The organism is Planomonospora algeriensis (genome assembly GCF_977012225.1).
The window spans coordinates 1-2,716 of the sequence record NZ_CDRNDK010000663.1 but is presented as its reverse complement, the minus strand read 5'-3'; the positions used below and the strand labels follow the sequence as shown (position 1 = coordinate 2,716).

1 protein-coding gene is annotated in these 2,716 nt (G+C 71.8%); it reads right to left on the bottom strand.

Annotation, left to right across the window (positions count from 1 at the left end; all coding sequences use genetic code 11):
• Window positions 1-2,686 (bottom strand): SDR family NAD(P)-dependent oxidoreductase (locus ACWJ6R_RS34155; protein WP_449066177.1); only part of this gene is annotated, 2,686 nt, incomplete at its 3' end.
• Window positions 2,687-2,716 lie beyond the last annotated feature (30 nt).

The window sequence follows — 2,716 nt, the reverse complement described above, 5'->3', positions numbered from 1 at the left end:
GCTCCCACAACTCCTCCGGCGAGGACACCCCACCCGGGAAACGGCACGCCATCCCGACGATCGCGATCGGCTCATCGATCCGCGAAGCATCGGCCATGACCGTCTGCGCGACCTGACCTCCGGCCAGCTCACCGGCGAGGAACTCCGCCACCGCCTCAGCCGTCGGATGGTCGAAGATGAGGGTGGCGGGGAGCCGCAGCCCGGTGACCGTGCTGAGCCGGTTGCGGAACTCGACCGCGGTGAGAGAGTCGAAACCGAGCTCTTGGAAGCGCTTGGCCGACTCGACCGGCTCCGTGTCGGGGAAGCCCAGGACCACCGCCGCCTGGATACGCACCAGTCGGAGGAGATCGTCCGGATTTGTCGCGGCCGTGCCGGTACGGCGAGTGGGCACGCGGACCAGGCCGTGAAGGGCGGCGGGCAGGGTGCCCGCGTGGGCCTGGGCCTGCAGCGCCGGAAGGTTCAGCGAGGCTGGGATCAGTACGGCGCGCTCGTGGTCGACCGCGACGTCGAACAAGGCCAGACCCTTGTCGACGGGCAGCGGCGTGATGCCTCCTCGATCGAGGCGCCGCAGGTCGGATTCCGTCAGATCGCCCGCCATACCACCCGAGGACCACAGGCCCCAGGCCAGCGAGGTGGCCGGCAGTCCCTGCGCCCGGCGCTGCTCGGCGAGAGCGTCCAGGAAGGTGTTGGCCGCGGCGTAGTTGCCCTGGCCCGCGCTGCCCAGTACGCCGGAGAGCGAGGAGAACAGCACGAACGCGGACAGGTCCAGCTCCCGGGTCAGCTCGTGGAGATACCAGGCCGCGTCGGCCTTCGGCCGCAGGACGGCGTCGAAGCGCTCCGGGGTGAGAGACCCGACGGTCCCGTCGTCCAGCACACCTGCCGTGTGCACGACGCCGGCCAGCGGGACCGACGCGACCAGTCGCGCCAGTTCCTCGCGATCGCCGACATCGCAGGCCGCGACCGACACGGAAGCACCCATCTCGGTCAATTCCGCGATCAGCTCGGCGGCTCCGGGCGCCCCTGCACCGCGGCGGCTGGCGAGCAGCAGCTGCCGTACCCCGTGGACTGAGACGAGATGCCTGGCCACGACCGCCCCCAGGCCACCGGTCCCGCCGGTGACCAGCACCGTTCCCTCCGGCCCGAACACCGGCCCCGCGTCGTCGGGGAACTCGGCGTCGTCCGAGGGTCCCGGCTCCGCATCCGCACGCTCGGCCGCCCGACTCACCCTCGGTACCAGGAACCGCCGGTCCCGCACGGCCACCTGCGGCTCTCCCGTGGCCAACGCCTGACCGACCATGCCCTCATCGAGAGATCCCGTGTCCAGGTCCAGCAGGACGAACCGGCCCGGCTGTTCGGCCTGCGCCGCCCGCACCAATCCCCACACCGCGGCCTGCGCCAGGTCCGGCGCCTCGCCCGCACCGGCCGCCACCGCACCACGCGTGACGATGACCAGCGGCGACGCGTCCGGTTCCGCCTGCAGCGCGGAGAGGACCGCGTTCGTGGCGCGCCTGATCGCCTCAGGAACGGGCGCCTCACCCGAAGGCACTTCGAGGAGGGTGTACGGGAGGTCCGCCTGTCCGGTACGGCCGGCCCGCACCCAGTCCAGCTGGAACAGGGAGTCGTGACGTGCTGCCGACCGTTCGGCGGACCGGGGACGCAGGATGAGCGAGCCGACCTCCATGACGGCCGCACCCGTGGTGTCCGCCATCTCCAGGCCGAACACGCCGGTGCCTTCCGCCGGAGTGATGCGGACCCGCAGGGCGGTCGATCCCTCGGCGTACAGCGTCACGTCATTCCAGGTGAAGGGGATGAACGGCCGGCCCGGCTCCGCCTCGGGCAGGAACCCGGCCATGGGGATGACGTGCAGGGAGGCGTCGAGCAGAGCCGGGTGCAGCCCGAAGCGCCGGGCGTCGACACCGGACTGCTCGGGCAGGGCGATCTCCGCGTAAACGGCGCCGTCCTGCCGCCAGGCGGCCTGAAGGCGCTGGAAGGTCTCGTCGTACTCCATGCCGATCGCGGCGAGATCGGCATAGACGCTGTCGATGTCGAGGGCCTGCGCGCCGGGCGGCGGCCACTGCGCGAGGTCGAAGGCAGGCGCGATGGCGTCGGCCGGGGCGAGGACGCCCTGGGCGTTCTGCCGCCAGTCCGCGGCGTCCCCGGTCCTCGAGTGGATCGTCACCTGGCGACGACCCGAATCGTCGGCGCCCGCGACCACCACCTGGAGTTGGAGGCTGCACCCTGCGGGCAGCACCATGGGGGCTTGCAGGGTGAGCTCGTCTAGCACCGGGCATCCGGTCTCGTCCCCGGCGCGTATCGCGAGCTCGACCTGTGCCGCACCGGGCACCACCACCTGCCCGTTCACCATGTGGTCGGCCAGCCACGGTTGCCCGGTCAATGACAGGCGGCCGATGAGCGTGAGCGTGCCGGAGGCCGGGGCCGGTACGACGGCGGTCAGCACCGGGTGTTCCATCGCCACCAGACCGCCTCCGGAGGCGGTCTCGCCGCCGGCGTCGAGCCAGTACCTCTTGCGCTGGAACGCATACGTCGGCAGCTCGACATGCCGGGCAGGCACCGCAGCGAAGAACGCCTCCCAATCGACCCCCACCCCCACCGCGTGCAGACGGGCCAGCGCCTCAACGAAGACCCGCGCCTCACCCCGCTCCCTGCTCCCCGTCGCGACGAACACCCCCTGCTCCACACACTGCTGAGCCAACGC